Annotated in this window: 20 protein-coding genes, 3 tRNA genes and 2 rRNA genes; 10 read left to right on the top strand and 15 right to left on the bottom strand. The window is 60.3% G+C overall.

All coding sequences use genetic code 11. The features are described 5' to 3' along the window. Nucleotides 1-98: 98 nt before the first annotated feature. Together HSS18214_RS0114905 and speA are read left to right on the top strand one after the other, a co-directional pair. Nucleotides 99-1,055, top strand: coding sequence for a homoserine kinase (locus HSS18214_RS0114905; protein ID WP_016916074.1), 957 nt, complete (start codon nucleotides 99-101; stop codon nucleotides 1,053-1,055). Between the two features lie 8 nt (nucleotides 1,056-1,063). Continuing rightward, the gene (speA, locus tag HSS18214_RS0114900; protein WP_167538928.1) at nucleotides 1,064-2,974 is read left to right on the top strand and encodes a biosynthetic arginine decarboxylase; all 1,911 of its coding nucleotides are present in this window, start codon (nucleotides 1,064-1,066) and stop codon (nucleotides 2,972-2,974) included. 139 nt (nucleotides 2,975-3,113) lie between these two features. On the opposite strand, the gene HSS18214_RS0114895 is transcribed toward speA, so the two are convergent. The 3 genes from HSS18214_RS0114895 to HSS18214_RS0114885 form a co-directional block, all read right to left on the bottom strand. Beyond that, on the bottom strand, nucleotides 3,114-3,779 hold the full coding sequence (locus tag HSS18214_RS0114895; RefSeq protein WP_016916072.1) for a fumarylacetoacetate hydrolase family protein: 666 nt from the start codon (nucleotides 3,777-3,779) through the stop codon (nucleotides 3,114-3,116). A gap of 139 nt (nucleotides 3,780-3,918) precedes the next feature. Then, nucleotides 3,919-4,899, bottom strand: coding sequence for an ectoine hydroxylase (gene thpD / locus HSS18214_RS0114890; RefSeq protein WP_016916071.1), 981 nt, complete (start codon nucleotides 4,897-4,899; stop codon nucleotides 3,919-3,921). Between the two features lie 287 nt (nucleotides 4,900-5,186). Then, on the bottom strand, nucleotides 5,187-5,990 hold the full coding sequence (locus HSS18214_RS0114885; RefSeq protein WP_016916070.1) for a Crp/Fnr family transcriptional regulator: 804 nt from the start codon (nucleotides 5,988-5,990) through the stop codon (nucleotides 5,187-5,189). Nucleotides 5,991-6,568: 578 nt separating this feature from the next. Between HSS18214_RS0114885 and HSS18214_RS0114880 the strand changes: the two genes are divergently transcribed. Continuing rightward, nucleotides 6,569-7,369, top strand: coding sequence for an inositol monophosphatase family protein (locus tag HSS18214_RS0114880; protein WP_016916069.1), 801 nt, complete (start codon nucleotides 6,569-6,571; stop codon nucleotides 7,367-7,369). Nucleotides 7,370-7,539: 170 nt separating this feature from the next. Here HSS18214_RS0114880 and HSS18214_RS0114875 read toward each other — a convergent pair. From HSS18214_RS0114875 to HSS18214_RS0114845, 7 genes are all read right to left on the bottom strand, one after another. After that, nucleotides 7,540-7,615 (bottom strand) — tRNA-Thr (locus HSS18214_RS0114875). Between the two features lie 72 nt (nucleotides 7,616-7,687). Further along, nucleotides 7,688-7,762, bottom strand: a tRNA-Gln gene (locus HSS18214_RS0114870). A gap of 6 nt (nucleotides 7,763-7,768) precedes the next feature. Beyond that, a tRNA-Phe gene (locus HSS18214_RS0114865) sits at nucleotides 7,769-7,844 on the bottom strand. Nucleotides 7,845-7,998: 154 nt separating this feature from the next. Further along, a complete protein-coding gene (locus HSS18214_RS0114860; protein ID WP_016916068.1) occupies nucleotides 7,999-8,274 on the bottom strand; it encodes an oxidative damage protection protein in 276 nt (91 codons plus the stop codon). Between the two features lie 44 nt (nucleotides 8,275-8,318). After that, on the bottom strand, nucleotides 8,319-9,416 hold the full coding sequence (mutY, locus tag HSS18214_RS0114855) for an A/G-specific adenine glycosylase (protein WP_026001973.1): 1,098 nt from the start codon (nucleotides 9,414-9,416) through the stop codon (nucleotides 8,319-8,321). 95 nt (nucleotides 9,417-9,511) lie between these two features. Continuing rightward, complete coding sequence (locus tag HSS18214_RS0114850; RefSeq protein ID WP_016916066.1) at nucleotides 9,512-11,845, bottom strand: AsmA family protein; 2,334 nt, start codon at nucleotides 11,843-11,845, stop codon at nucleotides 9,512-9,514. Then, nucleotides 11,845-12,327, bottom strand: a complete 483-nt coding sequence (locus HSS18214_RS0114845) for an acetyl-CoA sensor PanZ family protein (protein WP_026001972.1) — start codon at nucleotides 12,325-12,327, stop codon at nucleotides 11,845-11,847. Before HSS18214_RS0114845 ends, HSS18214_RS0114850 begins: the two co-directional genes overlap by 1 nt. Before the next feature lie 173 nt (nucleotides 12,328-12,500). On the opposite strand from HSS18214_RS0114845, the gene hisB reads away from it, so the two are divergent. From hisB to HSS18214_RS0114820, 5 genes are read left to right on the top strand one after another with little or no spacing between them, the layout of a single operon-like run. Further along, a complete protein-coding gene (hisB, locus tag HSS18214_RS0114840) occupies nucleotides 12,501-13,094 on the top strand; it encodes an imidazoleglycerol-phosphate dehydratase HisB (RefSeq protein ID WP_016916064.1) in 594 nt (197 codons plus the stop codon). A gap of 52 nt (nucleotides 13,095-13,146) precedes the next feature. Further along, nucleotides 13,147-13,788, top strand: coding sequence for an imidazole glycerol phosphate synthase subunit HisH (hisH, locus tag HSS18214_RS0114835; RefSeq protein WP_016916063.1), 642 nt, complete (start codon nucleotides 13,147-13,149; stop codon nucleotides 13,786-13,788). Nucleotides 13,789-13,799: 11 nt separating this feature from the next. Next, nucleotides 13,800-14,546, top strand: a complete 747-nt coding sequence (gene hisA, locus HSS18214_RS0114830; protein WP_016916062.1) for a 1-(5-phosphoribosyl)-5-[(5-phosphoribosylamino)methylideneamino]imidazole-4-carboxamide isomerase — start codon at nucleotides 13,800-13,802, stop codon at nucleotides 14,544-14,546. Next, nucleotides 14,543-15,316 (top strand): imidazole glycerol phosphate synthase subunit HisF, encoded by a 774-nt coding sequence (gene hisF / locus HSS18214_RS0114825; protein WP_016916061.1) that lies wholly within the window; start codon nucleotides 14,543-14,545, stop codon nucleotides 15,314-15,316. The genes hisA and hisF overlap by 4 nt, the downstream gene beginning before the upstream one ends. Nucleotides 15,317-15,325: 9 nt before the next feature. Beyond that, on the top strand, nucleotides 15,326-15,832 hold the full coding sequence (locus HSS18214_RS0114820) for a hypothetical protein (RefSeq protein WP_016916060.1): 507 nt from the start codon (nucleotides 15,326-15,328) through the stop codon (nucleotides 15,830-15,832). A 29-nt stretch (nucleotides 15,833-15,861) separates the two neighbouring features. Here HSS18214_RS0114820 and HSS18214_RS0114815 read toward each other — a convergent pair whose 3' ends face one another. Then, entirely contained in the window at nucleotides 15,862-16,464 is a 603-nt protein-coding gene (locus tag HSS18214_RS0114815) for a YjaG family protein (RefSeq protein ID WP_016916059.1), read from the bottom strand. A gap of 155 nt (nucleotides 16,465-16,619) precedes the next feature. Between HSS18214_RS0114815 and HSS18214_RS0114810 the strand changes: the two genes are divergently transcribed. Continuing rightward, on the top strand, nucleotides 16,620-17,312 hold the full coding sequence (locus HSS18214_RS0114810; protein WP_016916058.1) for a type 1 glutamine amidotransferase: 693 nt from the start codon (nucleotides 16,620-16,622) through the stop codon (nucleotides 17,310-17,312). Between the two features lie 142 nt (nucleotides 17,313-17,454). Here HSS18214_RS0114810 and radA read toward each other — a convergent pair whose 3' ends face one another. Then, nucleotides 17,455-18,828, bottom strand: a complete 1,374-nt coding sequence (gene radA, locus HSS18214_RS0114805) for a DNA repair protein RadA (protein WP_026001971.1) — start codon at nucleotides 18,826-18,828, stop codon at nucleotides 17,455-17,457. Nucleotides 18,829-19,003: 175 nt separating this feature from the next. Further along, a complete protein-coding gene (locus tag HSS18214_RS0114800; RefSeq protein WP_026001970.1) occupies nucleotides 19,004-19,453 on the bottom strand; it encodes a copper resistance protein NlpE N-terminal domain-containing protein in 450 nt (149 codons plus the stop codon). A 191-nt stretch (nucleotides 19,454-19,644) separates the two neighbouring features. On the opposite strand from HSS18214_RS0114800, the gene hisC reads away from it, so the two are divergent. Continuing rightward, nucleotides 19,645-20,706 carry a histidinol-phosphate transaminase gene (gene hisC / locus HSS18214_RS0114795; RefSeq protein ID WP_016916055.1) on the top strand — a complete coding sequence of 354 codons (1,062 nt, stop codon included), beginning with the start codon at nucleotides 19,645-19,647 and terminating at the stop codon, nucleotides 20,704-20,706. Between the two features lie 99 nt (nucleotides 20,707-20,805). Here hisC and rrf read toward each other — a convergent pair. Together rrf and HSS18214_RS0114785 are read right to left on the bottom strand one after the other, a co-directional pair. Continuing rightward, a 5S ribosomal RNA gene (rrf, locus tag HSS18214_RS0114790) occupies nucleotides 20,806-20,921 on the bottom strand. A gap of 153 nt (nucleotides 20,922-21,074) precedes the next feature. Continuing rightward, a 23S ribosomal RNA gene (locus HSS18214_RS0114785) occupies nucleotides 21,075-23,968 on the bottom strand. Nucleotides 23,969-24,050 lie beyond the last annotated feature (82 nt).

Below are 24,050 nucleotides of genomic sequence, written 5' to 3'. Positions count from 1 at the left end.
AAAAGCACTGTGAAAGCGCCCCTTCACCGCTCACAGCGCTGCCAACTGACGCGCCAAGCCGCTACAATGACCGGCTTAGCAACCTGGGCGAGATTCTCATGGCTGTATTTACTCCGCTGAGCGACGCACAGGTCGCCGCGTTTCTGGAAAAATTCGATGTTGGCAGCCTGGTGTCCCTTCAGGGCGTGGCAGGCGGCACGGAAAACTCGACGTTTTTCGTGACTACCGAGCGCCGCGAAATGGTGCTCACGCTGTTCGAACAAGGCGAGCACGAAGAGCTGCCGTTCTTCGTCGAGCTGCTGGACTACCTGGATGAACACGGCCTGCCCGTACCAGGCACCATTCATGACCGCGAAGGGGTGGCGCTGCACAGCCTGGCGGGCAAACCGGCCCTGCTGTTCCCGCGCTTGCCCGGCAAGCATCCCACCGCCCCCAACCTGGCCCAGTGCCAGGCGCTGGGCAGCGCGCTGGGACGTATGCACAAGGTCTCGCAGCATTTTCCGGGGCATCGTCCCAACCCCCGCAACCTGCACTGGCTGCGCGCCGTGCACCACAAGGTGCTGACCTACATCAGCCCCGACGACCAGACCCTGATGAAAAACGAGGTCGATGATTTCGAGACCGCGTTCAGCCAGTATGGTGCGCTGCCCCAGGGGGCGCTGCACGGTGACCTGTTCCGTGACAACACCCTGTATGAAGGCGACCAGTTGGGCGGCATCATCGACTTCTACAATGGCTGCACCGGCGACCTGCTGTTCGACCTGGCCATCGTCATCAACGACTGGGCCTCCAACGAGGACGGCAGCCTGAACGCCGAGCGCTATCAGGCGATTTTGAGCGCCTACCAGGCACGCCGCCCACTGACCGACACCGAGCGGGCCCTGTGGCCCACCATGCTGCGCTTGACGGCGTTGCGCTACTGGCTGTCGCGCCTGCTGGTGGTATATGTGGACCCGCCTGCCCATGACCTTACCCCCCACGACCCCGAGCGTTTCCGCGTGATCCTCAAGGCACGCATCGCGCTGGGGGCACTCCCTATCCCGGAGGCTTCCTGATGAGTGACATGGCCGCAACCAGCAGCCCCGCCGTACGCGCCCGCCGTACCTGGAACATGGACCAGTGGGGCAGCGGTTACTTCGATGTCGATGACCACGGCCAGGCGCTGGTGCGCCCCCTGGGCAGCGATGCCGAAGGCCCTGCCCTGCCGATCAGCGCGCTGGTTCGCCAGCTGCAGCAGGCCGGCCTGCGCTTACCGGTGCTGGTGCGCTTCAGCGACATTCTTCACGACCGCGTCGAGCAGCTGTGTGGCGCCTTCGACGCCGCCATGCAGGATGTGGCCTATGAGGGCGGCTACACGGCGGTGTACCCGATCAAGGTCAACCAGCAGCGCCGCGTGGTCGAAGAGATTCTGGCCACCTCGGAGCGAGGCAACGGTCGCGTAGGGCTCGAAGCAGGCAGCAAACCCGAGCTGCTGGCGGTGCTGGCGCTCTCCGACGGCGGTTCGTCGCTGATCGTCTGCAACGGCTATAAAGACCGTGAATACGTGCGTCTGGCGCTGTTGGGCGAGAAGCTGGGCCACCGCGTCTATCTGGTGGTGGAAAAACTCTCCGAGCTGGACCTGATTCTGGAAGAAGCCCGGGAGCTGGACGTGACGCCGCGTATCGGCCTGCGCGCGCGGCTGGCCTCGGTGGGCAAGGGCAAGTGGCAGAACACCGGTGGCGAAAAGTCCAAGTTTGGCCTCACCGCCAGCCAGATCCTGGAAGTGGTGGACACCCTGCGCGCCCAGGACGCCCTGGCCAGCCTGCAGCTGGTGCACTTCCACCTGGGCTCCCAGATCGCCAACATCCGCGACATCCAGCGCGGCCTGCGCGAATGTGCGCGCTTCTACCAGAACCTGATGGCGCTGGGCGCCCCCATTGACACCGTGGACGTGGGTGGCGGCCTGGGGATCGACTACGAAGGCACCCGCTCGCGCAGCTACTGCTCGGCCAACTACTCCATGCAGGAGTACGCGCGCAACGTGGTCAGCGCCTTCGCTCAGCTGTGCCAGGAAGCCGACTTGCCACAGCCGCACCTGATCAGTGAATCCGGCCGCTCGTTGACCGCTCACCATGCGGTGCTGATCACCAACGTGATCGGTGAAGAGCGTATCGACCACACGCCGCCGGTGCGCAGCGTTACCGACGACCCCCAAGTGGATGAGCTGTGGCGCGTGCTGGACCAGCTGGCCGAACACCAGGAGCCCAGGGTGCTGGTCGAAGCCTGGCACGACCTGCTGCAAGCCGTCAGCGAGCTTCAGGACCGCTTCGTGCTGGGCTTGAGCAGCATCAGCGCCCGCGCCGAAGGCGAACGCCTCTACATGGCTGCCTGCGCGCGCCTGCGGGGCAAGCTCGATACCCGCAACCGTGCCCACCGGGAAATCATGGACGAGCTGGCCGAGAAACTGGCCGACAAGCTGTTCGTCAATTTCTCGCTGTTCCAGTCGGTGCCGGATGTCTGGGGGATCGAGCAGATTTTCCCGGTACTGCCACTCAGCGGGCTGGACCAGGCGCCCACTCGCCGCGCGGTGATTCAGGACATCACCTGTGACTCCGACGGCCGCATTGACAGCTACGTGGACGGCCAGGGCGTCGAGAGCACGCTACCGCTGCCGGAGTGGGCCAACGATGACGAGCGCTGGCTGGGCTTTTTCCTGGTAGGGGCTTACCAGGAGATTCTCGGCGACCTGCACAACCTGTTCGGCGACACCGACTCGGTGGATGCCGCGCTGGGCGCCGACGGCGAGTGGGTGCTCTCCAACCCGCAGGCAGGCGACACCGTGGCGGACGTGCTGGCCTACGTCAATTTCGATGCTCGCGTCCTGAAACAGAAGCTGACCGAACAGCTGGTAACCAGCGGCTTCTCGGCCGAAGAGCAGGCGCACTTTGCCGCCAGCCTGACCGAAGGACTGGAAGGCTACACTTATCTGGAGTAACGCTCTGGGGTAAGGGGGGAGGAGTAAGGGGCCAAGAGCAAGGGGGCAGGAGCCCCCTTCTCGCCTGACATTCCAGCATAAAAAAAGCCACCGTTGCCCAGGGCAGCGGTGGCTTTTGACGTTCAGCCGGTGGGGTCGTTTATTCGACCACGCTGGTGTTGATCTCCAGCCCGCCGGTGAGCGTGAAGCGCAGTGATGCGCCGCGAGTCAGCTCGCCTACACCCGCAGGCGTGCCGGTCAGGATGACATCGCCGGGCTCCAGGGTGAAATGACGGCTCATTTCCGCGACCAGCGTCGGGATCGCAAAAATCATGTCCGAGCCTTCACCGTGCTGGCGCTCCTCGCCGTCGATTTCCAGCGTAAAGCTCAGCGCGTTCCAGTTGGGCACGCGGCTCAACGGCAGGAACGGCGACAGCGGGCAAGCCCCATCAAAGGCCTTGGCGATTTCCCAGGGATGGCCTTTCTCTTTCAACGCGGTTTGCACATCGCGCAGCGTCAGATCCATCGCTAGGCCGATACCGACGATGGCGCGCTCCGCTTCATCCTGCGTGGCGTGGGTTAGGGTTTCCCCTACCAGCAGCGCCAGCTCGACTTCATAGTGCACCTCACCGCGTGAAAACGGCGGGTCCAACGGCTTGGTCAAATCCACCACGCTGGTGGCCGGTTTGATGAACAGCAGCGGCTCACTGGGAACCGGGTTGTCCAGTTCCTTCGCATGGTCGGCGTAGTTGCGGCCTACACACACGACTTTGCCCAGCGCGTGGGGAAACTCCTGGCCATCGGTAAACTGTGGAACAAAACGCATGGCGGGTATTCTCCTTCTCATTATGCGTGCCGCATTCGCAACGACAGGCGCACTAGTCTACCCCACCCTGGCGCTTGTTCCACAACCCTCCCGCTGCTTTTCTTGCACCCTGGCTTATGTACCCAAAGTACGTAAACGTTTAAACGCCCGGCTGCCAAGGCTGGTCAGGCCCATGGGCCAGAAACGCTGGGCGCTGCTTGGGGGCGGCAAACGGCGCACCGCAGCGGTTGTCCGGCCGATTGAACACGAAAAAGACATTGCTGCGCGGGTCCGGCGACAGGTTCGCATTGGAAGCGTGCAGCGTGTTGCAATCGAACAGCAGCAAGCCCCCTGCTCGCCCCTTTGGCGCCTCGATGCCGTATTGGCCGACCATATGACGCAGTGCCTCCTGGCTGGGCACCCCGACCTCCTGGGCTTTCAACGAGCTTTTGTGGTTGTCCTCGGGGGTTTCGCCAAGGCAGGGGACGAACGCTTTGTGCGACCCTGGAATCAGCATCAGCGGGCCGTTGAACTCGTGGTTATCGGTGAGAATCAGCGATGCACTGACCGCATGCATGTTAGGCATACCGTCTTCGGCGTGCCAGGTCTCGAAATCCGAGTGCCAGTTGAACCCCTTGCCTGCAAAGCCGGGCTTGTAGTTGATGCGCGATTGATGCACGTAAGGGTCGTCACCGATGATCTGACGTGCCGCTCCTGCCAGCCGCTCGTCGCTGGCCAGCGCCCCCAAACGGGCAGAGAGATGGTGCACGGCGAACAGCGAACGAATCTCCTGGCTTTCCGGCTCGGTGATGCTGAACTCCCGCCCACGGTAAGCATCGTTGCTCATCAACGACTCGATTTCATCGCGAAGCGCATCCAGCTCGTCGCCATGGATCAGGTCTGGAATAAACAGATAGCCCTTGCGCTCGAACTCATCCAGCTGCGCTTGGGTCAGCGGCCCCGGCAGCGCTCGCCCTTTGACCACATCGTCACGGCGTGCCTGGGTCAACGATGCTGGCGCCGTGGCCAGCCGAGTAGGATAGAGGTCCACTCGCGTATTGCTGGCAGAAGGGGTATCTGCCATGTCGCTGTACTGCTTGTGGGCCGTCAGGTTTTTGAGAGGTGTATTGCCGACTGTCATCTAATCCACTCCTTGTATGATTAAATTTCAGTTAAAACGTGTCTCATTCAGAAACACAGTGCAGGGAGAAGCCTAGCCCACGCATGACGGCTTGCAACCCTTGGGAACCCCGCGCATAACGTGCGTTATGACATTTTTTTCATGCTCATGGACACCCCGTTGAGGCCCACCGCAGCAACCACCCTGCGCACAGCGCACTACGGGCGAATTTCAATGTTTGATAAACATCGGGCCAAAAAAAGCGCCGCTCGAGAGAAGCGGCGCGGGTGGCGGGCGAGGGACGTGCGCTAACCCAGGCATATATGGCCGTAGATGAAATCCCGGTCGAAGCCCGTATTACGCGCCATCTCTTCCGGCTGCAGCAACTTGATGCTGCTACGCGTCTTGCGGATCAGCTTCTTCTGCTCCAACGCGGTCATGCAGCGGCTGACGTGCACGCTGGTCATGCCCAGAAGCTCTCCTACGATGTCCTGGGTCACCGGAAAGGAGAATACGTTGCTGTTCAGCAGGCCTTTGAAATTGAATCGCGCATAGACTTCCAACAAGAAGTGCGCCACTCGCTCTTCTGACCGATGATGCGTACAACTTCGCAAACGCTCGATGGTAATATTGTCGTTGACCATGACATACGAGGTAATGGCCTTGCGGATTTCGTCGTTGGTTTTAAACAACGCATGCAAATCATCTACCGATACTTTTTCCAACTTGCAATGTGTCAGCGAGAGAATCACGATATCGTGACTTTCGAAAAAGCTTTCTCGCATTCCGATAATATCGCCCGGCATGAAGACGTTACAAATATCTTGCCCACGTGTAGAAGTGGCATGGGATAGACTTGCCCAGCCCTCTTTCACCACGAAGATATCGGCACGCCCCTCGCATAGCGAAAAGACTTTCTGGTTTCTCTTCAGCTCGACAGGTTTTTGTCGAACGTTGGTCAAGGCCTCCAGTGACTCTGCCCCCAGCTCACCGTACAGCCCCAACACTTCACCAATACTTATACAACCACCCTCGGCCCCCAGGGGGCCCGGCAAACCATTGCGACTTCTATCTTCCACTAGATTATACTCTTCTGCAGTAACCTTATTCATCTCTACACTCCTTTGTAGTTAGACAAATGCTATACTCACCCGGAATTTTTTATAATTTCTATACACTAAAAGGAAGATAACGCGACAAAAATATAGACAACTATAAACATACAAACAAGAAACTTTCATAGTTTGCGCTATCAAATACCCAAAAACCCAAAACTATTAACATTTGTTAAACACATTACAAAAACTCAAGAAAACTAACAGTATGAAAACAACTCCCAATACAAACAGGCTGTCGCCATCACGATGATAAAGCTTAAAAAAACTGGCTAATAAAAAACCAACCCTCCTCTCCCCACTCCTTTCAACCCTTTACCCAAACATATACCCGCCTCTCAAACAGCCATTTAAAGCAGAAGGCCCAATTCTCTTGGGTTAGCAAAAAAGTCAATTCTATAAAGCATTAAAACAACCGACCAACTAGAAAAACAACAAAAGACAAGAAGCGAAGCAACATCAATAAATCACTTTAATGCAGAGAAAGGAGCTTTCGATGTCACACTATTGCCACACAGTCCTCTTAGGCTAATAGTGACATATGTTGCCCAAAACCCCGTACCAGGAGCGCCGCCATGAGCCATACAGCCCAGCCAGACCTGATGCATACGCTGCAAGAGGCAGCCCGGCTGGCTGGAAAAATCCTCACTGAGGGGTATCACAAAGCGGGGGGTATCGACTTCGAACGCAAGGGAAGCTCGGACTTCGTCACCCATTACGATCAGGCAGCTGAGCACGCCATTATCGATACCATTCAGCGTGCGCATCCAGACGTGGGATTTCTTGGCGAGGAAACGGGCGTTACGCCGTCTCGCAGTAGCGACCTCACCGTCATCATCGACCCGCTCGACGGCACCAATAACTTCCTGCACCGGGTGCCGCATTTTTCGGTTTCTATCGCGGTGCGCCAAGGCGCAACGCTCATACAGGGTGTGGTCTATCATCCCTTACTGGACGAAATGCTCTGGGCCGTTCGCGGGCAAGGGGCCTACCAAGGGTCAAGACGATTACCTATCTTACCGGCCCGCCCTCTCAACGAGATGCTGGTTGGCACCTGCTTGCCTTACCATCATAAAGGCGACTGTACGACGAGCCAACGCCAGCTCGCGGCACTGATGCCCCATGTGGCAGGCATTCGCAGCCCCGGCTCTGCGGCATTGGAAATTGCCTATGTCGGCATGGGCAGGTTTGACGCCTTCTGGTCTCAAGGTGCGGAGCTAGAGCTTTGGGATATTGCAGCGGGTATTGTCATCGCACGTGAGGCTGGGTGCCAGGTTAGCGACCTTGCTGGCCACGATGCCCCCACCGAGTGGAACAGCTTGCTGATCGCCCACCCCGAGCAGCATGGCATACTCAGGAGCCTGCTCAATGAGTGACTGGGTTCAAAATATTTGGAGGAGCTTTCCCGGTAAGAGTGTGCCAAAGATATCGCTAAAATTGGCTGGCGATGAGCAAGCAGCAATCCCATACGAGACACATACGAAAAAGCCGCCCCGAAGGGCGGCTTGATCTTGTTCTCTAACGCTTTGCTTTAAACCACTTTTAGTGGTGCCGACACCAGGAGTCGAACCCGGGACCTACTGATTACAAGTCAGTTGCTCTACCAACTGAGCTATGTCGGCGCGTCGCGTTTTCTTGAGAATTTGATTGAGTTGCCGTTAAGCTAGCCAATCAACAAGAAATCTTGTTGGCAATGGCTGGGGTACCAGGATTCGAACCTGGGAATGCCGATACCAAAAACCGGTGCCTTACCACTTGGCGATACCCCAACGTTGTGGTGGCCAGAGACGGAATCGAACCGCCGACACGGGGATTTTCAATCCCCTGCTCTACCAACTGAGCTATCTGGCCCTTGCCAACGGTGCGTATTAAACCAAAAGCTTCTGTTTTCGTCAACACCTTTGTGAAACTTTCTTTCTCGTCACATGCTTAGGGCACATTGGGCCGCGTGAGCCACGGCCACGCCTGCGCCCTTTGCGGGTAACGGCGGAGCCCTGGCGGGGGCTTATGCCTGGCTGGGGGGCACGTACCCTTCGGCCTGGTCGGTGGCTTCGTTGTCCAGGAAGCGTTCCATCTGCTCCATCAGGTAGGCGCGTGCTTCGGGGTCGAGCATGTTCAAGTGCTTTTCATTGATCAGGCGGGTTTGCAGGGCCTGCCACTCTTGCCAGGCGGGCTGTGACACCGTGGCCTGTATTTCCTGGCCCTGCTTGCCGGGCAGCGGCGGGAAAGGTAGCGCGGGCAGCTCTTTTTGGTACTTGCGGCAAAAAACGGTGTTGCTCATGGAATAGCTCCTGGGCGGATGCCTAATGAAAATCGTGCCAGTCGTCAGCGCGCTGGGCCCGGTGCCGGGTCCAGGTCAAACGGCGCCAGCTGGCTCAGCAGCGATTTGACGGGTGCCGCCAAGCCTAACGCAGGTGGCTGGTGAACGTCATACCATAGGCCATTTTCGCGCACTCCGGCGAGCCGTTCACAGCTCACTGGCTGCGGAGTGATCAAAAGCTTGAAGTGGCTGAAGGTATGCGTAAAGGCGGGCAGCGGCGCCAGGCGCCGGGCGGCGACGACATTATCCTCCAGCCAGTGGTTCAGCTCGCCGTGGCGCTCAAACTGCGGCAGGCTCCAGAGCCCGCCCCACAGGCCGCTGGGCGGGCGTTGTTCCAGCCACACGCGCCCCTGGGGATCCTGCAGCATCAGCATGAGGGTTTCACGGGTGGGGGTAACTTTTTTGGGCTTCGATTCCGGGAAGCGCTGCGGCTCGCCCAGGGCGTAGGCGCGGCAGACGTCGTTGAACGGGCAAATTAGGCAATCAGGCTTGCTGCGTTTGCACAGCGTGGCGCCAAAATCCATCACCGCCTGGGTGTAGTCGGCCAACCGCGTGGTGGGGGTGAAGTACTCGGCCAGCGCCCACAGGGAGCGCTCTACCGCAGGCTGGCCGGGCCAGCCCGCCACGGCGTGCAGCCGTGTCAGCGAACGCTTGACGTTGCCATCCAGAATGGCGGCCTGCTGGCCGGTGCTTTGGGCAATGATCGCCCCGGCAGTGGAACGGCCGATGCCGGGCAGCGTCATCAGCGTATCGACGCTCTGGGTGGGCAGCTCGCCGCCATGCTCGGCCAGCGCCAGCTGGGCCGCCTTGTGCAGGTTGCGGGCGCGGGCGTAGTAGCCCAGCCCTGTCCAGAGGTGCAGCACTTCATCCTGAGGGGCGCAGGCCAGGGCCTCCAGCGTGGGGAAGCGCTCCATGAAACGTTCGAAGTAAGGGATTACCGTGGCCACCTGGGTTTGCTGCAGCATGATTTCCGACACCCAGACGCGGTAGGCGCTGCGGGGTGACTGCCAGGGCAGGTCGTGGCGGCCATACTGGTCGAACCAGCGCAGTAGACGGTGTTGAAACTCATCGGCCGCCAGGCACGGCGTAGGCATCTCGGCCATGGTCACTCCTGAAGTGCTGGCATGAAAAAAGCGCCGGCGGTAAGGCCGGCGCATGCAGGGGGTGGTGCCTCCTTCTCCATAAGAAGGCAGGCGTATCAATTGAACAGGCGGCGAATACCTTCGCGTAGCTCCTGGCCCGCGCCCTCGCCCAGGCGCTCGTCGATGCGCTCGATGGTGGTGCCCAGGCGCTCTTCGAGCTCTTCTTCCAGACGGCCGCCCGCTTCAGTGCGCAGCAAATCCACCACGCTGGCCTGGAACGCGGTGCGGTCGAAGCGGCACCATTCGGCTTTATCATCCCCCAGGTGGCCTTCACAGCGGATGGGCAGCGGCAGCTGCTCCAGGCGCGGGTTCACTTGGCAGGCGGCGTCGGCGGTATCGACAAGGCGTGCATTGGCCAGCGTCATGAAGTCCTGAGAGGTCAGGTTGAGCTCGCCCTCGCCTTGCACTTCGATACCCGGCAGAGTGATCGACAAGTCATCGCTGTGCACGACGCCGTTGCGTACCTGGAACGTGGCGTCGAAGCGCTCGAAGCGCGTATCGGGATGCCACTCACGGGTGGTGCCCTGGCCTTCCAGCAGCGCCGCCAGCTCGCACATCTCACGGGAGATATTGGTACGCAGGATAGCGCCTTCGTTCAGCCGGGCATCCAGCTCGCCGTTGAGGTTGCTGAGCAGCACCTGACGGCTGTTGCCTTGGGTCGTCAAGCTGCCTTCCAGATTGAAGCGGCCGCGCAGCGGGGCCTCTTCGTCACTGAAGGTTTCGATCAACGGGGCCACTTGCACATTGCTGATGCGCGGCGCGAATTGCCAGGTCATCACGCTGTCGGTGGCGTCCAGCGCGCCGGTGGCATTGAGTTCGCCGCCATAGAAACGCGATTCGAAGCCGGTCAGGCGATGGTTGCCCTCGTCACCGCGCAGCGCCAGCTGGGTGTCGTTGAAGGTCATGCCCGCCAGCTGCAGCTCGCCGACGCTGAGATCCCCCTGCAGGGTCAGGCCGCTGAGCCACTCCTGGGGCAGCAGGGCTTCTTCGGACTGGGCAAAGGCGCTGCGCAGCAGGCCTCGGCTGGCTTGCTCGGGGGCGGCAGGCCGCGGCAGGTAGTGGTCCAGGTTGAGCTGGTCACCGTCCAGATTGAAGCTCAATTGGCTGCCATCCAGAGCAGCACTCACGTCGCCGGTAAAGGTGCTGTCATCGATGACCAACGAGAGGCGTGGCAAGGCGATGCGCGAGAGATCACCTTCGACCGGGCTGGTCAGGGCCACGTCGCTCAGCGCCGCTTCGCTGGTGGTATTGAGCGTTGCGCCAGTGCGCGAGATCCAGGGCCGCAGGGTAAAGGGGGCTGCGGTGAGCTGGCCGCTGTACTGGGGCGCTTCCAGCAGCTGTTCGAGGTTGAGGTGGCCGCTGACCCGCAGGCCATCCGGCCCGGTCAGTTGCAGGTCCTTCAACTGGGCGGTCTGCGCGGCCAGGTCGCCTTCCAAGCCGAATGCCAGCGAAAGGGCCAGGCTTCCCTGCCAGTTGTCGGCATGGCGCAGGCCGGCATCCAGCACGCCCTGGCGAATGCTGAGCTGCTGCTCGCCCATGCGCGCCACGATTTCAGCCGCTTTCAGGCTGAGCTGCTGGGGCTCGCTGTTGGCGCCTGGGCGGGTCTGCGTGGTGAGCTGGGTATTCTCCAGAGTGATCTGCTCATCCTGCAGGCCAAGGCGCAGGCGAGTTTCCAGGTTGACCTCGCTGGTCATGTCCGGCGTGCGCTCCAGCACTTCGGCATCCAGGCGGTTGTGCCGGGAGAGCGTGAACATGGCCTTGAGCGGGAAGGAGCGCACTGGGTTGACGTTGGTACCCGAAATGTTCAGCGGCTGTACCCGCCACAGGGCCTGGCTCTGTTCATCGCGGTAGCGAATATCCGCCCCTTTGACTTCTACGCTGGCGATGTTCAGCACCACCGAGAGGTTGCCCGCATCGGCATTGGGGCCTGCACTGGCCGGTGCCAGCACGGTTTCGGCGGACTCGTTGCTGTGTTCGGAGAGGCGCTCCAGCAGCGGCTCCCAGTTGCCCTCGCCTTCGGCATTTTTCACCAGGTTCAGGCGCATACCGTCGAGCGTCAGGCCATCCACGGCGATTTCACCCCGTAGCAGCGGCGCGAAGGCCACGCTCACCTCGGCCCGGTTGATCGCCGCGAAAGCAGACTCGTCCACCGACTGTTCGGGCAGCCAGGCACGGGCCTGCTCGACGCTGACACCGATACGCGGGTAGAACGACCAGCTGATCGGGCCTTCCAGCGCCAGATTGAGCCCTGTCTGCTCTTCCACCACGGCGGTCAGCCGGGGCTTGAAGTCTTCCGGGTCCAGAAAGGTGGTGACGTAGACCACGGCAGCGACGGCGGCGATGGCAAGAATGCCGATGGCCGCCAGTAAAATACGGAGTAGCTGTTTCATTAACCTTTCCCTTGGGGGTCTAGCTCTACAAAATCACTGGTGGCCGGGAGGCCCGGTTCCGTTGGCTCGGCATCGGCGATAGGCCGATAGCCCAATTTGGATAGCAGCACGCGGTCGGCCAGCGGCAGCGTGGTGGTGGCAATACGCAGTACACGGCCCTCTTCCTTGGCCTGCTCGCCCATCAGCGCCATCAGCCGTGAGCCCACGCCACGCCGCCGCGTGGTCTTGCGCACGCACAGCTCGGATAGCCACCAGGCGCGGTCATCGCCCTCCTGCACCGCCACGGCTCCCAGCAGGCGGTCGTTGAACAGGGCGCAGGCAAACACGTGCTGCCCTTGTAAATGCTGCTCTATGAAGGGTAAAACCCTGGTGGTCGGCATGCGCTCTTGCGGTGCGTCTTCATAGATACGCACGAGGTCGATACGCACTTGCTCATCGGCGTCCCATCGGGCCTGGTCGACGTATTGCAGTGTCACCGGCATGGTGAAATCCTCGTTGCCAATGCAGCCAGGCTGCTGTTTGAGCGCCGCAATGGGCGGCGACATTTCACGCATTGTAGCGGATGGGGGGGCCGATTCTCTATAATGCTTGTTTTGGCCGCAGCCGCCGCCCGCCGATTATTCCTCAGAGTGCGCCTCGGCGCAGGAGATGCAACATGTCAGCGCGTATTGCCACGGTTAGCCGTGACACCAACGAAACGCAGATCACGGTCAGCGTCAACCTTGATGGTGAAGGCCATCTTCGCTGCCAGACGGGCGTTCCGTTTTTGGACCATATGCTTGACCAGGTGGCTCGGCACGGAATGGTCGACCTCGATATCGACGCCAAGGGCGACCTGCATATCGACGACCATCACACCGTCGAAGACCTGGGCATCACCCTGGGCCAGGCCTTTCATGAGGCGATTGGCGACAAGCGCGGCATTTACCGTTACGGCCACGCCTACGTGCCGCTGGACGAAGCGCTCTCACGGGTGGTCATCGATTTCTCCGGGCGTCCCGGCCTCTTCATGAACGTGGAATTTACCCGCGATACCATCGGCAGCATGGACACCCAGCTGTTCTGGGAATTCTTCCAGGGCTTCGTGAACCATGCGCGGGTGACGCTGCACATCGACAACATCAAGGGCTTCAACGCCCACCATCAGGCAGAAACCATCTTCAAGGCCTTTGGCCGCGCCCTGCGCATGGCCGTGTCGGAAGACCCCCGCATGGCCGGGCAGATGCCCTCCACCAAAGGGTGCCTGTAATGCCTAACGCAGCGATCAGCCATCGCTCGATGACCTCGACAAGGAGCGCTTCATGACCATTGCCGTGATTGATTATGGAATGGGCAACCTGCACTCGGTCGCCAAGGCGCTCGAACACGTCACCCATGAGAACGTGATCATTACCCGTGATCCCCGGCGCATTCTGGGCGCGACCCGCGTGGTGCTACCTGGCCAGGGGGCCATCCGCGACTGCGTGGGCGAGTTGGAGCGTACCGAGCTGCGCGGGCTGGTGGAGGAGATTCTGACCCGCCAGGCCAAGCCGCTGCTGGGTATCTGCGTGGGTCAGCAAATGCTGATGGAGCGCAGCGAAGAGAATGGCGGCGTGGACTGCCTGGGCTTCTTCCAGGGCAGCGTCGACCGCTTCCCGGCGGATATGCGCGATGCCCAGGAGCAGCGTTTGAAAGTGCCGCACATGGGCTGGAACCTGGTCGCCCAGCATCATGACCACCCGCTGTGGGCCGGCATCGATGACCGCGAACACTTCTATTTCGTGCACAGCTACTACGTGAATGCCGCCGACGATGCCCAGGTATTCGGCACGACGGACTACGGTCGCGTCAGCGCCCACGTGGCGATTGGCCGCGATGCCACCTTCGCGGTGCAGTTTCACCCGGAAAAAAGCTCCCGCGCAGGCCTTCGCCTGCTGGAAAATTTTGTCACCTGGACGCCCTGAGAGGTTTCACTATGTTGGTAATTCCCGCGATTGATCTCAAAGACGGCCAGTGTGTGCGCTTGAAGCAGGGCCGCATGGACGAAGCCACTTCCTACGGCGACGACCCGGTGGCCATGGCCGCGCGCTGGGTAGAAGCCGGTGCGCGTCGCTTGCATCTGGTGGACCTGAACGGCGCTTTCGAAGGCAAACCGGTCAATGGCGACGCGGTGACGGCCATTGCCCGCGCCTACCCGAACCTGCCCATTCAGATCGGCGGTGGCATCCGCTCGGCGGACACCATCGAGCACTACCTGAACGCCGGGGTCTCTTACGTGATCATCGGTACCAAGGCGGTCAAGGAGCCGGAATTCGTCGGTGAAATGTGCCGCGCCTTCCCGGGCCACATCATCGTGGGCCTGGATGCCAAGGATGGCTTCGTGGCCACCGACGGCTGGGCTGAGGTATCCACCGTGAAGGCCACCGAGCTTGCCAAGCGCTTCGCCAACGATGGCGTCTCCAGCATCGTCTACACCGACATCGCCCGCGATGGCATGATGCAGGGCGTGAACGTGGAAGCCACCGCGGCGTTGGCCCGCGAAGGCGGCCTGCCGGTGATCGCCTCGGGCGGCGTCACCAACCTGGATGACATTCGCGCGCTGTGCGACGTGGCCGACAGCGGCATTCTGGGGGCGATTACCGGACGCGCCATCTACGAAGGCAGCCTGGATGTCGCCGAAGCCCAGCGCCTGAGCGACGAGCTGAGCGGAGGCCGTGCATGAGCCTGGCCAAGCGCATTATTCCCTGCCTGGACGTCGATGCCGGGCGCGTGGTGAAGGGCGTGAACTTCGTCGGTATCCGCGATGCCGGTGACCCGGTGGAGATCGCCCAGCGCTACAACCAGCAAGGCGCCGACGAAATCACCTTCCTCGACATCACCGCCAGCCACGAAGACCGCGCCACCACCGTGGACATGGTCGAGCGGATCGCTGGCGAGGTGTTCATCCCGCTGACCGTGGGGGGCGGCATTCGCACCTGCGACGATATTCGCACCATGCTCAACGCGGGTGCCGACAAGGTGTCGATCAACACCGCCGCCGTGACCAACCCGGAGTTCGTGCGGGAAGCCGCCGACCGGTTTGGCAGCCAGTGCATCGTGGTGGCCATCGACGCCAAGAAGGTTTCTCAGGAGGGCGAACCCGACCGCTGGGAAATCTTCACCCACGGTGGGCGCCGCCCGACGGGCCTGGATGCCGTCGAGTGGGCCAAGAAAATGGTCGAGTTCGGCGCAGGCGAGCTACTGCTGACCAGCATGGACCGCGACGGCACCAAAATCGGGTTCGATCTGGGCGTGACCCACGCCATTTCCGAGGCCGTCAGCGTGCCGGTGATTGCCTCGGGCGGCGTCGGCAACCTGGACCATCTGGTGGACGGCGTATTGAAAGGCGGTGCGGATGCGGTATTGGCCGCCAGCATTTTCCATTTTGGCGAGCACACGATTCCCGAGGCCAAGCGTTACATGGCCGAACGTGGCATCGAGATGCGCCTTTAGGAGAGTGACATGCCCCGTGCCTGCACCTGGTTAGGTGGCCTGGCAATGCTTTGGCTGAGCGCATCTGCCTCGGCCTTTTCTATGCCTGACTGGCCACCGGCCTTCGAACTGGACCACACGCTGGTGCAAACCAGCCTGTTGACTCGACACTTCAGCCCCGACCCGGAGCACACCAACCAGCAGGATCTGGTGAGTGTCGAGTTGCACAACCCTGACCGCTGGCTGGCGGGTGCCGCCTGGTTCAAGAACTCCTTCGACCAGCCCACCTGGTACTTCTACGCTGGGCGGGAGTTTCCGCTGGGGCAGCTGGGCGACAACATCAACGTGCGCGCCAAGCTCACCGGCGGGCTGCTGCGGGGCTACAAGGATGAGTTCCGCGACAAGATTCCCTTCAACCGCTACGAAATCGCCCCCGCCCTTCTGCCCAGCGTGGGCATTCAATGGGGGCGCGTCGAGTCGGACCTGATCGTGTTCGGCACAGCGGGCATGATGATCACGGCGGGCGTCCGTTTTTAAGGCCGTTCGTTCGCAAGACCCAAGGGCGGCTACTCGTCGCCCTCTTCCAGCGAAAGCCCCAAGTTGCTGATGCCGCTGTTGCGCCCCAGCAGGCGAATCTCTTTTAGCGCCGCTTTGGTGAGCGGCTCGCTGACGGCTTCCAGCACCGCATCCTGAAAGTCGTTTTCATCGGCCATCAGCGGGTGGTCGCGGATGATCAGCGCCAGCGCCTGTGCATCCACCTCTCCCTCGGTCAGCTCGATGAATGCCCGCACTCCTGCCCGGGAAGTGCGGCTCACGTCCAGCACCGCTTCCGGAGACTCACCCTGCAAGGTATCCAGCAGCGCCGAGATCGAGACCACGGCGTCCAGCGCGCGGCGCGCCCCGAAACTGTCATCGTTGGCCGGTGGCTCGCACTCCGCCAGCTTTTCCGCCTGACGGGCAAAGTCGATACTGGCATTGGGCACGCTCAAGCGCTCCCACACCAGGCTCAGCACGGTACGCAGGGTATGCCCATCACCGTGGCCTGTGGTTTGCTCGTAGAGGGCGTAGTTGGGTAGCAGCCGCTCGCACAAGGCCGCCATGAAGGCTTGCTGGGCGGGCAGCGGCAGCAGTTGCAGACGCTGATAGAATCCTGTGGGTTTTGCCACCATGCTGATGTCCTGGGTCACTATGTTGATGAAGAGGGTATTGATGAAACGGTATTGATAAACGGTATTGGTGAAGTGGACGCGATACGTTATCGTCCCACACTCGCGGCGGGCAAGCTCCGCCGCGCTTGATGTGTGCGGCCGGCGAGGAGATTACCATGCATATTCATCTGCTACAGCACGGCCCTGACCATGGACCCGCTCGCCTGCAAGACTGGCTGGAGAGCATGGGCCATAGTTACACCGTTTTTCATCTATACGCAGGGGAGCTGACCCCGCGCCCTGGCGAGTGCGACGCGCTCATCGTGCTGAGCGGCCCCGACGCGCTGTTCAGCGCCCCGCCCGCCTGGCAAAAGGCAGAGCGCAAGCTCATCCACCGCTACCTCGATGGCCAAAAACCCGTCATGGGCATTGGCCTGGGGGCGCTATGGATCGCTGAAGCCCTGGGCGCCGTCATCGCCCCCGGCACCTACCCCGAAACGGGCTGGCACCCTGTCACCCTGGCGCCAGAGAGTACCTTTGACCTGCCCGAGCAGTTCGATGCCTTCATGTGGCACCGCCTGGTATTTAGTCTGCCTGACGGCGCACTGCCCCTGGGCGGCAGTGCGGCGGCGCCGCTCCAGGGGTTCAGTTGGGATGCTGGTCGCGTGGTGGCGCTGTTATGCCATCTCGAAATGACCCAGGCCAGCGCGGCTTCCTTGCTGAATGCCGAGGCGCTCCCCACGGCCAGGAGCCCTTCCGCCGGGCGCTTCCTGCAAACCGGCGATCAGATACAGGCAGATCCCAAGCGCTTTCAGCGTCTGGCGCCGCTGCTGGACCGGGTCATGACCCAGTGGCTCAAAAGCCTCTGATACGTATCGGCCGCCGCTAGGCACTCCACTGCCGAGCGGCGGCCAGGCAGCTTTCCCAGTCCCCTACGTGCAGTTCGGGTGCGAGTTTGTCGAGTGGCCAGCCCAGAATGCCCATCGCCCAGGTCGTCCAGCATAGTCCATGTCACAACGCCTCAAGGGCATCGCTAAGCTTGTCGACGGGGATGACTTCCATGCCTTTGGGCGACTGCTTTGGCGCATTGGCGCGCGGCACGATGGCGCGCAAGAAGCCATGCTTGGCTGCCTCGGTAATACGCTCCTGCCCGCTGGGCACGGGGCGAATCTCGCCGGAAAGCCCCACTTCGCCAAACACGACCAGCTCCTTGGGCAGCGCACGGTTTTGCAGGCTCGACACTACCGCCAGCAGCACCGCCAAGTCGGCACTGGTTTCCAGCACCTTGACCCCGCCCACCACGTTCAAGAACACGTCCTGGTCACCGGTGAACAGCCCACCATGCCGGTTCAATACCGCCAGCAGCATGGCCAAGCGGTTCTGATCGACCCCAACGGCGACCCGGCGCGGGTTCCCCAAGGCTGACTCATCGACCAGCGCCTGCACTTCCACCAGTATCGGCCGCGTGCCTTCCCATACCACCATCACCAGGCTGCCGGGAGCCTGCTCTTCCTGGCGCGACAGGAAGATGGCACTGGGGTTTTTCACTTCCTTCAAGCCCTGCTCCAGCATGGCGAACACACCCAGCTCGTTCACCGCGCCGAAGCGGTTCTTCTGGCCACGCAGGGTGCGAAAACGCGAGTCCGCCCCGCCCTCCAGCAGCAGCGAGGCATCGATCATGTGCTCGAGCACCTTGGGGCCTGCCAGGGTGCCATCCTTGGTGACATGCCCCACCAGCAGCAGGACGGTGTTCGTCTGCTTGGCAAAGCGGGTCAGCGCTGCGGCAGACTCGCGCACCTGCGCCACGCCACCGGGCGCCGAGCTGATATCCTCCAGGTGCATGGTCTGAATAGAGTCGATGACCAGAATCTCGGGCTTTTCACGCTCGGCAACGGCCAGAATGGTCTCGACGCTGGTTTCCGCCAACATTTTCAAGCCGTTGGTGGGAAGCTGCAGGCGATGCGCTCGCATGGCGACCTGGGAAAGCGACTCCTCGCCGGTCACATAGAGGATGCGGCGTTGCTGAGCCAGCTTGCAGGCCGTTTGCAGCAGCAGCGTCGACTTGCCCGCCCCGGGGTTCCCGCCCAGCAGCACGGCCGAGCCCGGTACCAGGCCGCCTCCCAATACACGGTCGAACTCGGCAAAAGTGGAGGTCAACCGTGGCACTTCGCTGAGGTCGACGTTACTGAGGTCCACGACTTCCTTCGAGAGGTTGCCCGCATAGCCAGCGCGCCCGGTCGCCGTCGTTCCGCTGCCAGGCCGCGCACTGGTCAACCGGATCTCACTGAGCGTATTCCACTCCTGACAGCTGGTGCACTGCCCCTGCCACTTGCGATACTCGGCACCACACTCGGTACACACAAAGGCGCTCTTTGCTTTTGCCAACGCTAGCCGCTCCTGTCTCGCATGACTGTACTTGCCACTGTTGTTGCAACGGTTGTTAAAACGATTGTTGCGACGGTCGTTAAGACGGCTGTAACGACCGTCATTGCTACTGTTTCACCACCGCCAGACATACAAAAGGCGGCCAATGGCCGCCTTGATGCGATGCGCTCAGCGATTACTGGCGACGCAGTTGCAGCATCTCGCCGTTTTCAAAGCGACGACGCTCCGGGTCGATCAGCTCGAGCGTACGCTCGTCGATCCGCTGGAAGTAGTAGATCTGGCCGTCACCGTCCGGTGTCAGTTCGTAGACCGTCGCGTCGGGGTCGGCAGGCGTACCCGTCAGCACTTCCCAGTTACCAGCGTAGTTTTCATCGGGCGGTGTCTGGGGGTGGTTGCGGTAAGTCGCATTCAAGGTAAAGGTACGCTCTTCCGGAGCGGCCATTTCTTCACCCTGCATGGTCACATCCAGGTCAATGCCGTCACAGTTACGGCAGGGCAGAGTACCCTGATAGTTAGCCTGTGAGGCGCTCATGCCTGCGTCGTCGCGCTGATCCGTCGGGCCAGCTGCGCAGCCCGCCAGCAGTGCCAACATAGCCGAACCGGCTAGCAAACTCCTGAATTGCATTGCGTGTCTCCTTATGGTGTTGGACATACATTTCTTTCGCGCGCTTATGACAGCATAACCGCTACAAGGTGCGACGCCCACCCCTTCACAGGAGAAGTATGGGCCGAATCGCGGCCAATGGGAATGCTTGCGCTCTTGCGGCCATCAGGCGACCATGGGGATATTCACATCCGCACAATCAGGTTACCCCCATGAGCCAATACTGGAGCCCTGCCGTCAGGGATCTTACCCCGTATATTCCCGGCGAGCAGCCCCGCGAGCGCGTGATCAAGCTCAACACCAACGAGAACCCCTACCCCCCGGCCCCTGGTGTCAGCCAGGCGCTGGCCCAATACCCTACCGACCATTTACGGCTCTACCCCGACCCTACCTCACTGGCGCTGCGTGAAACCCTGGCCAGCCGCTACGGCGTCAGCGTCGCGGAAACCTTCGTGGGCAACGGCTCCGATGAAGTCCTGGCCTTCGCGTTTCAGGCATTTTTTTGCCAAGGGGCACCTCTCGATGTACCCAGCATCACCTACAGTTTCTATCCGGTATATGCCAACCTTTACGGCGTAGAGCTGCGCAAGCATCCCTTGAATGCCCAGTGGGAAGTGGATATGGATGCGTTGGCCAGCGCGAGTGAGCGAAGCGGCGTCATCTTTGCCAACCCTAACGCCCCCACGGGCCATGCTCACCCGCTGGAAGCCATCGAGGCGCTTCTGCAGAAAGTCACCGACCGCGTGGTGCTGGTGGATGAGGCGTACGTGGATTTCGGCGCTGACAGCGCCGTGTCGCTGATTAGCCGCTACCCGAACCTGCTGGTCACGGGCACGTTCTCCAAGTCACGTAGCTTGGCAGGATTGAGGCTAGGCTATGCAATTGGCTCCAGCGAGCTGATCGAAGGCCTGCAGCGGGTCAAGGACTCCTTCAACTCTTACCCCGTAGATAGCCTGGCCAGCCTGGTGGGCATCGAAGCCCTGAAGGATACCGAACACTTCGACGCCTGCCGCAATAACGTGATCGCCACCCGGGAGCGCACCCGCCAGCGCCTGGAGCGGCTTGGATTCGAGGTATTGCCTTCCAAGGCCAACTTCCTGTTTGCCCAGCACCCTCACCATGAAGGCGCCCAGCTCTTCGCTGGCCTGCGTGAGCGCGGCATTCTGGTCAGGCACTTCAACACCGAGGCGCTGAACAACTTTCTGCGCATTACCATCGGCACCGACGACGAAATGGACAGCTTTATCGAAGCCATGGAAACGCTCTGCGCCTGACGATGCTCACACCCAGCCTTTGGCTGGGTGTTTCGACGTATGCTACGCACAGCAAAAAGCCCCGAACACAATGTGCTCGGGGCTTTCTACGATATAAGTGCCTGACGATGACCTACTCTCACATGGGGAGACCCCACACTACCATCGGCGCTAAGCGGTTTCACTTCTGAGTTCGGCATGGGATCAGGTGGTTCACGCGTGCTATGGTCGTCAGGCGTAACAGGTAATGCATATCATGCTGAGGTGTTCTTGACGTGTATTGTGTGCGTCTCTTGTCAGCAAGCGCTCTGGCTCACTGCGGCGTATCCGGTGTTGCGAGTGCGTTCACACTCTTCGTTATCATCACGACCAGACCCCTTGGGTGTTATAGGGTCAAGCCTCACGGGCCATTAGTACACGTTAGCTCAACGCCTTGCAGCGCTTCCACACCGTGCCTATCAACCAGCTGGTCTCGCTGGGCCCTTCAGGAGGCTCTAGGCCTCGGGGATGTCTCATCTTGAAGGGGGCTTCCCGCTTAGATGCTTTCAGCGGTTATCCCGTCCGACCATAGCTACCCGGCAATGCCACTGGCGTGACAACCGGAACACCAGAGGGTCGTCCACTCCGGTCCTCTCGTACTAGGAGCAGCTCTTCTCAAACATCCAACGCCCACGGCAGATAGGGACCGAACTGTCTCACGACGTTCTAAACCCAGCTCGCGTACCACTTTAAATGGCGAACAGCCATACCCTTGGGACCGACTTCAGCCCCAGGATGTGATGAGCCGACATCGAGGTGCCAAACACCGCCGTCGATGTGAACTCTTGGGCGGTATCAGCCTGTTATCCCCGGAGTACCTTTTATCCGTTGAGCGATGGCCCTTCCATACAGAACCACCGGATCACTAGAACCTGCTTTCGCACCTGCTCGACGTGTCTGTCTCGCAGTCAAGCACCCTTATGCTCTTGCACTCATTGCACGATGTCCGACCGTGCTGAGGGTACCTTCGTGCTCCTCCGTTACGCTTTGGGAGGAGACCGCCCCAGTCAAACTACCCACCACACACTGTCCTCGATCCGGATCACGGACCTGAGTGAGAACGCCAATGATGCCAGGCTGGTATTTCAAGGTTGGCTCCCCTCGAACTGGCGTCCGAGGTTCAAAGCCTCCCAGCTATCCTACACAGGCAACATCAGCGTCCAGTGTGAAGCTATAGTAAAGGTTCACGGGGTCTTTCCGTCTAGCCGCGGGTACACCGCATCTTCACGGCGATTTCAATTTCACTGAGTCTCGGGTGGAGACAGCGTGGCCATCATTACGCCATTCGTGCAGGTCGGAACTTACCCGACAAGGAATTTCGCTACCTTAGGACCGTTATAGTTACGGCCGCCGTTTACCGGGGCTTCGATCAAGAGCTTCGGACGAATCCTAACACCATCACTTAACCTTCCGGCACCGGGCAGGCGTCACACCCTATACGTCCTCTTGCGAGTTGGCAGAGTGCTGTGTTTTTACTAAACAGTTGCAGCCACCTGGTATCTTCGACCGGTTCGGGCTTGGAGAGCAAGTCTCGTCACCCTACGCCGGCGTGCCTTCTCCCGAAGTTACGGCACCATTTTGCCTAGTTCCTTCACCCGAGTTCTCTCAAGCGCCTTGGGATTCTCACCCTGACCACCTGTGTCGGTTTGGGGTACGGTCGCACATGATCTGAAGCTTAGAGGCTTTTCCTGGAAGCGTGGCATCAATGACTTCGACACCGTAGTGTCTTCGTTTCGTGTCTCGGCCTTGAAGGGTCCCGGATTTACCTGAGACCCCAGCCTACTCACTTTCACCAGGACAACCAACGCCTGGCTCACCTAGCCTTCTCCGTCCCCCCATCGCAATCATGTCCGGTACGGGAATATTGACCCGTTTCCCATCGACTACGCCTTTCGGCCTCGCCTTAGGGGCCGACTCACTCTGCTCCGATTAGCGTCGAACAGAAACCCTTGGTCTTCCGGCGAGGGAGTTTTTCACTCCCTTTATCGTTACTCATGTCAGCATTCGCACTCGTGATACCTCCAGCATGCTTCTCAACACACCTTCATCGGCTTACACGACGCTCCTCTACCGCTCATCCGTAAGGATGAACCCGTAGCTTCGGTACCTGGTTTAGCCCCGTTACATCTTCCGCGCAGGCCGACTCGACTAGTGAGCTATTACGCTTTCTTTAAAGGATGGCTGCTTCTAAGCCAACCTCCTAGCTGTCTGAGCCTTCCCACATCGTTTCCCACTTAACCAGGATTTGGGGACCTTAGCTGACGGTCTGGGTTGTTTCCCTTTTCACGACGGACGTTAGCACCCGCCGTGTGTCTCCCACGCTTGCACTCACCGGTATTCGGAGTTTGCCTCGGGTTGGTAAGTCGGGATGACCCCCTAGCCGAAACAGTGCTCTACCCCCGGCGGTGATACGTGAGGCGCTACCTAAATAGCTTTCGAGGAGAACCAGCTATCTCCGAGCTTGATTAGCCTTTCACTCCGATCCACAAGTCATCCAAATCTTTTTCAACAGATCCTGGTTCGGGCCTCCAGTTGATGTTACTCAACCTTCACCCTGCTCATGGATAGATCGCTCGGTTTCGGGTCTATATCCAGCGACTGTGTCGCCCAGTTAAGACTCGGTTTCCCTACGGCTCCCCTATACGGTTAACCTCGCCACTGAATATAAGTCGCTGACCCATTATACAAAAGGTACGCAGTCACAGAACAAGTCTGCTCCTACTGCTTGTACGCACACGGTTTCAGGATCTATTTCACTCCCCTCTCCGGGGTTCTTTTCGCCTTTCCCTCACGGTACTGGTTCACTATCGGTCAGCCAGGAGTATTTAGCCTTGGAGGATGGTCCCCCCGTCTTCAGTCAAGGTTTCTCGTGCCCCGACCTACTCGATTTCACGTGATCAGATTTTCGACTACGGGGCTATCACCCGCTATGGCCAGACTTCCCAGTCTGTTCGTCTAATCCGTCACACGCTTAAGGGCTGGTCCCCGTTCGCTCGCCGCTACTAGGGGAATCTCGGTTGATTTCTTTTCCTCAGGGTACTTAGATGTTTCAGTTCCCCTGGTTCGCCTCCTGCCCCTATGTATTCAGGACAGGATACTCATCTTGTGATGAGTGGGTTTCCCCATTCAGAGATGTCCGGGTCGCAGGTCGTTTGCCACCTCACCGAACCTTATCGCAGGCTACCACGTCTTTCATCGCCTCTGGCTGCCTAGGCATCCACCGTGTGCGCTTCATTGCTTGACCCTATAACCCGAAGGAGTCTGGGGTTCGCAATGATAACGATTGCCGGATACGCTTGAGACGTATCACAATACAATTTACGTAA

This window comes from Vreelandella stevensii S18214 (assembly GCF_000275725.1).
Classification (GTDB): Bacteria; Pseudomonadota; Gammaproteobacteria; order Pseudomonadales; family Halomonadaceae; genus Vreelandella; species Vreelandella stevensii.
The sequence above is the reverse complement of the archived record's forward strand: the minus strand, read 5'-3'. Positions and strand labels throughout refer to the sequence as shown.

Excerpts from the sequence above, each read along its gene's own strand:
- HSS18214_RS0114905 (WP_016916074.1), top strand. The coding sequence starts at position 99 with ATGGCTGTATTTACTCCGCTGAGCGACGCACAGGTCGCCGCGTTTCTG.
- speA (WP_167538928.1), top strand. The coding sequence starts at position 1,064 with ATGGCCGCAACCAGCAGCCCCGCCGTACGCGCCCGCCGTACCTGGAAC.
- HSS18214_RS0114895 (WP_016916072.1), bottom strand. The coding sequence starts at position 3,779 with ATGCGTTTTGTTCCACAGTTTACCGATGGCCAGGAGTTTCCCCACGCG.
- thpD (WP_016916071.1), bottom strand. The coding sequence starts at position 4,899 with ATGACAGTCGGCAATACACCTCTCAAAAACCTGACGGCCCACAAGCAG.
- HSS18214_RS0114885 (WP_016916070.1), bottom strand. The coding sequence starts at position 5,990 with ATGAATAAGGTTACTGCAGAAGAGTATAATCTAGTGGAAGATAGAAGT.
- HSS18214_RS0114880 (WP_016916069.1), top strand. The coding sequence starts at position 6,569 with ATGAGCCATACAGCCCAGCCAGACCTGATGCATACGCTGCAAGAGGCA.
- HSS18214_RS0114860 (WP_016916068.1), bottom strand. The coding sequence starts at position 8,274 with ATGAGCAACACCGTTTTTTGCCGCAAGTACCAAAAAGAGCTGCCCGCG.
- mutY (WP_026001973.1), bottom strand. The coding sequence starts at position 9,416 with ATGGCCGAGATGCCTACGCCGTGCCTGGCGGCCGATGAGTTTCAACAC.
- HSS18214_RS0114850 (WP_016916066.1), bottom strand. The coding sequence starts at position 11,845 with ATGAAACAGCTACTCCGTATTTTACTGGCGGCCATCGGCATTCTTGCC.
- HSS18214_RS0114845 (WP_026001972.1), bottom strand. The coding sequence starts at position 12,327 with ATGCCGGTGACACTGCAATACGTCGACCAGGCCCGATGGGACGCCGAT.
- hisB (WP_016916064.1), top strand. The coding sequence starts at position 12,501 with ATGTCAGCGCGTATTGCCACGGTTAGCCGTGACACCAACGAAACGCAG.
- hisH (WP_016916063.1), top strand. The coding sequence starts at position 13,147 with ATGACCATTGCCGTGATTGATTATGGAATGGGCAACCTGCACTCGGTC.
- hisA (WP_016916062.1), top strand. The coding sequence starts at position 13,800 with ATGTTGGTAATTCCCGCGATTGATCTCAAAGACGGCCAGTGTGTGCGC.
- hisF (WP_016916061.1), top strand. The coding sequence starts at position 14,543 with ATGAGCCTGGCCAAGCGCATTATTCCCTGCCTGGACGTCGATGCCGGG.
- HSS18214_RS0114820 (WP_016916060.1), top strand. The coding sequence starts at position 15,326 with ATGCCCCGTGCCTGCACCTGGTTAGGTGGCCTGGCAATGCTTTGGCTG.
- HSS18214_RS0114815 (WP_016916059.1), bottom strand. The coding sequence starts at position 16,464 with ATGGTGGCAAAACCCACAGGATTCTATCAGCGTCTGCAACTGCTGCCG.
- HSS18214_RS0114810 (WP_016916058.1), top strand. The coding sequence starts at position 16,620 with ATGCATATTCATCTGCTACAGCACGGCCCTGACCATGGACCCGCTCGC.
- HSS18214_RS0114800 (WP_026001970.1), bottom strand. The coding sequence starts at position 19,453 with ATGCAATTCAGGAGTTTGCTAGCCGGTTCGGCTATGTTGGCACTGCTG.
- hisC (WP_016916055.1), top strand. The coding sequence starts at position 19,645 with ATGAGCCAATACTGGAGCCCTGCCGTCAGGGATCTTACCCCGTATATT.